5 protein-coding genes are annotated in these 4,987 nt (G+C 63.5%); 3 read left to right on the top strand and 2 right to left on the bottom strand.

Annotated features, from left to right (window positions below; genetic code table 11):
• From EN991_RS23000 to EN991_RS22990, 3 genes are all read left to right on the top strand, one after another.
• Nucleotides 1–1,276, top strand: a 1,276-nt coding sequence (locus EN991_RS23000; protein ID WP_127369606.1) for a GMC oxidoreductase, incomplete at its 5' end; no start/stop codon positions are given.
• A gap of 17 nt (nucleotides 1,277–1,293) precedes the next feature.
• Nucleotides 1,294–1,602 (top strand): Dabb family protein, encoded by a 309-nt coding sequence (locus EN991_RS22995; protein ID WP_127369605.1) that lies wholly within the window; start codon nucleotides 1,294–1,296, stop codon nucleotides 1,600–1,602.
• A 164-nt stretch (nucleotides 1,603–1,766) separates the two neighbouring features.
• On the top strand, nucleotides 1,767–2,984 hold the full coding sequence (locus tag EN991_RS22990) for an MFS transporter (protein WP_024502755.1): 1,218 nt from the start codon (nucleotides 1,767–1,769) through the stop codon (nucleotides 2,982–2,984).
• Between the two features lie 8 nt (nucleotides 2,985–2,992).
• Here EN991_RS22990 and EN991_RS22985 read toward each other — a convergent pair whose 3' ends face one another.
• Complete coding sequence (locus EN991_RS22985) at nucleotides 2,993–3,838, bottom strand: EamA family transporter (protein ID WP_013529691.1); 846 nt, start codon at nucleotides 3,836–3,838, stop codon at nucleotides 2,993–2,995.
• The gene (locus EN991_RS22980; protein WP_127369604.1) at nucleotides 3,835–4,737 is read right to left on the bottom strand and encodes an endonuclease/exonuclease/phosphatase family protein; all 903 of its coding nucleotides are present in this window, start codon (nucleotides 4,735–4,737) and stop codon (nucleotides 3,835–3,837) included. The genes EN991_RS22985 and EN991_RS22980 overlap by 4 nt, the downstream gene beginning before the upstream one ends.
• Between the last annotated feature and the right edge of the window lie 250 nt (nucleotides 4,738–4,987).

The raw sequence follows: 4,987 nt of genomic DNA, 5'->3' as shown, positions 1-4,987 counted from the left end.
GCCCTATTTCAAGCGCGCCGAAAACAACCAGCGCTACGCCAACGACTTTCATGGCGACCAGGGCCCGCTCGGCGTGTCCAACCCGATTGCGCCGCTACCTATCTGCGAGGCCTATTTCCGTGCCGGCCAGGAGATGGGCATCCCCTTCAACCCGGACTTCAACGGCGCTGCCCAGGAAGGCGTCGGCTACTACCAGCTGACCCAGAAGGATGCCCGACGCTCCTCCGCCTCGGTCGCTTATTTGAAGCCGATCCGCAGCCGCAAGAACCTGACCCTCCGAACCGATGTGCTGGTGACGCGCATCGTCGTCGAGAACGGTCGCGCTATCGGCGTCGAGGTGGTCGACAGGCCGGGCGGCGAGAAGAAAATCCTGCGCGCCGAACGCGAGGTGATCGTCTCGTCCGGCGCCATCGGCTCGCCGAAACTCCTGATGCAGTCGGGGATCGGCCCCGCAGACCATCTGAAGTCGGTCGGCGTCACGCCGGTGCATGACCTGCCCGGCGTCGGCTCCAACATGCAGGACCATCTCGATTTGTTCGTCATCGCCGAATGCACCGGCGATCACACCTATGACAACTACGCCAAGCTGCACCGCACGGCCTGGGCCGGTCTGCAATATCTGCTGCTGAAGAAAGGCCCGGTGGCCTCCAGCCTGTTCGAGACCGGCGGCTTCTGGTACGCCGACCCGACCGCCGCCTCGCCCGACATTCAGTTCCATCTCGGCTTGGGATCCGGCATCGAGGCCGGCGTCGAGAAGCTGAACAATCCAGGTGTCACCCTGAACTCGGCCTTCCTGCGGCCGCGCTCACGCGGCACGGTGCGGCTGAAGAGTGCCGACCCGGCCGACCACCCGCTGATCGATCCGAACTACTGGTCCGATCCCTATGACCGCGCCATGTCGATCAAGGGGCTGCGACTGGCGCGCCAGATCATGCGGCAGAAGGCGCTTGCCCCTTACGTGCTGCGCGAAGTGCTGCCCGGGCCGTCGCTCGCCAGCGACGACGAGCTGTTCGACTATGCCTGCCGCACCTCCAAAACCGACCATCACCCGGTTGGCACCTGCCGCATGGGCCATGACGACATGGCCGTGGTGACACCGGATCTGCGGTTGCGCGGCATCGAGGGCCTGCGCGTTTGCGATGCCTCGGTGATGCCGCGCGTGCCTTCATCCAACACCAATGCGCCGACAATAATGGTCGGTGAAAAAGGAGCCGATCTGGTCCTCGGCCGCGAGCCGCTGCCGCCGGCGGTGTTTTCCGGAAACCGGGCTGCTTAGCCGCTGAGGAGCAAGACATGATCAGGCACTGTGTTTTCGCTAGATTTCGCAATGATGTCGACGCCGCCGAACGCACGGCGATCCATGCCGATCTCGAAGCGCTGCGACAGGTTATCGACGGCATGGACGCCGTAAAATTCAGCGCCAATGTCAGCCCGGAGCCGTTCGCACGCGGCTTCACCCATGGCTTCACCATCGACTTCCGCGATGCTGCCGCGCGCGATGCCTATCTTGCGCATGAAGCGCACCAGCGCGCCGGCGCACGCCTGGTCGCTGCCCTGGAAGGCGGCACGGACGGGCTGATGGTGTTTGATCTCGAAATCTAGACTCACCATCAAGCCACGATCGAGTTCATCGACAGATGGCGCCGGTCGCTCCTCATCGCACCTCAGCGGGCGTTCGATCAAATGAGCCGCGCGAAAAAGTGACCACCGGTCTTCCCTGAACTGGCTGATAATTCCTCACATCGATGATGGTGGAGGAGGAAGATTTGCCCCTTAATTCGCAGCAGAAGAAGACCGTCCTCGCCTCGTTCCTGGGCTGGACGCTCGATGCTTTCGATTTCTTCCTTCTGACATTCCTGCTCACCGATATCGCGACCGAATTCCACGCCGACGTGCCCGCGGTCTCCAAGGCGCTGTTCCTGACCTTGGCCACACGCTTCATCGGCGCGTTCTTCTTCGGCATGCTTGCCGACAAATACGGGCGCAAGCCGATCCTCATGCTCAACATCGTGAGCTATTCGGTGATCGGCGCGCTGGCCGCCTTCTCGCCCAATCTCGGCATCTTCCTCGCCCTGCGTGCGCTGTTCGGCATCGCCATGGGCGGCGAATGGGGGCTTGGCAGTTCGCTGGCCATGGAATCCATTCCGCCGAGCGCACGCGGCATGGTCTCCGGCATCCTGCAATGCGGCTATCCGGCCGGCTATCTGCTGGCGGCGGTGGTCTATGGCCTGCTCTATCAGCAGACGATCGGCGGCTACACGATCGGCTGGCGCGCCATGTTCCTGCTCAGCTTCGTGCCGGCGCTGATTGTGCTCTTCATCCGCTCGCATGTGCCGGAATCGCCGGCCTTCGTCGAAGCGCAGAAGACGGCTCGACCGGGCATGTGGGAAACCCTGCAGAAACACTGGGGTGTCGCGCTCTATGCCGTCGTGCTGATGATGTTCTTCAATTTCTTTAGTCATGGCACGCAGGACCTCTACCCGACCTTCCTGAAGAAGCAGCACGGCTTCGATCCGCATACGGTGAGCTGGATCACCATCGTCGCCAATATCGGCGCCATCGTCGGCGGCCTGGCATTCGGCGCGCTGTCCGAAAAGATCGGCCGCGTCAACGCCATCACGCTGGCCTGCCTGATCGCCTTGCCGTCGATCCCGCTATGGGCCTACTCGACCACGCCGTTCATGCTCGCCATCGGCGCCTTCGTCATGCAGGTCGCGGTCCAGGGCGCCTGGGGCGTCATCCCCGTGCACCTCAACGAGCTTTCGCCCGGGGCGGTGCGGGCGACCTTGCCCGGCTTTATCTATCAGGCGGGCAATCTCGCCGCGTCCTATGGCGGCCCCTATCAGGCAGGAATCGCGGAAAGCGCCGGAGGCAGCTATGGCTATGCCCTGGCGCTGTTCGCAGGCGTGGTCGCCATCTGCATCATCGTCGTCATCCGTTTCAGTCCGGAACGACGTGGCCAGTTGATGACCGTACTCAATTAGGGTCGAAATCAGCCGAGCCTGAGCGCAACGACGCCGGCGACGATGCTGAGCGCGGCGGCACCGCGCCAGCCGGTCATTTTTTCGCCGAGAGCGAAGACCGAGATCATCATGGCAAACAGAATCGAGGTTTCGCGCAGCGAGGCCACGGAGGCGATCGGCGCCTTGGTCATCGCCCACATGACGATCCAGTAGGCGGCGCCGCTGAGCACGCCCGTGAACAGTCCTGCCTTCCAGTCGCGCGCCAACACCGGCAGCGCCTTCGGCCCGCGGAAGATGAGGCACAGCACCAAGGCGCCAAAAGCATCGCAGATGAACAGCCAGGCTGCATAGCTCTGCGCGGTTGCCGCCAGCCGTGCGCCGCTGCCGTCGGACAGCGTGTAACTGGCAATGAAGATGGAAGTGCCCAGTGCGAAGCCAACCGCGCGCAGATTGAGTTTTTCCAGATGTGCGCCGCCACGAAACGACATCACCAGCGTGCCGGCCGACAACAGGAAGATGCCGAGCATGGCGAACGGGCCGGGAATCTCGGCAACGACGAACATGCCGCCAAAGGCCGAGAGCAGAGGTGCGGTGCCCCGCGCCAGCGGATAGGTCTGGGCGAAATCGCCCGCCTTGTAGGCGCCGATCAGGAAGGTGCGGTAGCCCATGTGGAAAATGACGGAGGCGATGATGTAGGGCCACACCTCCGCCTTCGGCACTTCGACGAAGGGCAGCACCACGAGTGCCGCCGCGCCCATGCCGAGCGTCATCAGCGTGATCGACAGGAAGCGGTCGAGATGAACCTTGACCAGCGCATTCCAGATCGCGTGCATGGCAGCGGCGGCAAGCACTGCAAAAAAAACGAAAAGCGTCATGTGGCAATGCCGGGCGTTTCCAGGTCGATGTCGACCCGCAACGGAAAATGATCCGACGCAACCTCGTCGATATCGGCACAGATCGAACGCACCCGCCCGGCGAACATGCCGCCGACGAAGCAATGGTCGAGCCGGCGCTTTGCCAGTCTGCCGTCGATGTTCTTCACATGGGTGTGGAAGTCCGGAACCGGCTCCCCGGCAACAGCGGCGGCATCGACGAAACCGCTGAGATAGGCGGCACCCGGATGGTAGGGCGTGCTGCCGACGATGCGGCGATATTCGGCGCTGCCCGGCTCCATGTTGAAATCGCCCATCCAGATCGCCGCCAGCGGGTTTTCCGGCTCCGCTTCGCCGCTGGTCCAGTTGCGCGTGGGCTCGTCGTCGACGCCGCTCCACGGCCCGCCGTCGGACGGTGCCCGGCGATGCTCGGCCAGGAGATAGTCGATCTGCTCCAGCCGCTCCTCGGCCGCGATATGGGCGAGATGCAGCGACAACACCCGCACCGGCCCTGCCGGCGTGCGGATCATGCATTCGAGTGCTGCATTGCGGGTGTTGAGCGGCCGCTGCGTGCGGCGCATCGGCAGCGCATGCAGCCGCGACCAGACGATCGGCAGTTTCGACAGCACCATGGTGCCGAACTGGCGGCGCCGGTTGACCAGGCGGCCGTCATGCCGCTCGCTGGCGTCCATGTCGAAGGCCGGGCCATAGACCCAGTGATAGTCGGGCAGCAGGCTGGAAAGCAGTTCCGGCTGATCGTCGAAATTGCTGCGTTGCCAGTGACGCTCGACTTCCTGCAGTGCAATGACGTCGGCGCCGGCAACGATGCGCGCGGCGCGCGAAAGATCGTAGCGCCCGTCGCTGCCGAACCCGTACTGGATGTTGTAGCTGACCAGCTTCATTGCTTATCCGGCTCAATTTCGTGTTGGCAGTAGCGGTTCGATGCCGCGGTTGCAATGTGCAGGAGAATGGACGTGGCTTGGACCAGCCTTGCCCCTGACCGGGATCATGCACCGATCCCGAAGCACTTCGGTATCTTCCGTGCGCCGGAAAACGGCGTGCGATGCCTCAAGTATTCAGCGGCTGGAACCGGCCGGGTGGCGACGCGGCCAGTTCGGTCCAGTCGATCTCTTCCTCAAGGCGATGATAGGC

Origin of the sequence: Mesorhizobium sp. M7A.F.Ca.US.005.03.2.1 (assembly GCF_003997795.1) — a bacterium.
Taxonomy (GTDB): domain Bacteria; phylum Pseudomonadota; class Alphaproteobacteria; order Rhizobiales; family Rhizobiaceae; genus Mesorhizobium; species Mesorhizobium ciceri.
The sequence above is the reverse complement of the archived record's forward strand: the minus strand, read 5'-3'. Positions and strand labels throughout refer to the sequence as shown.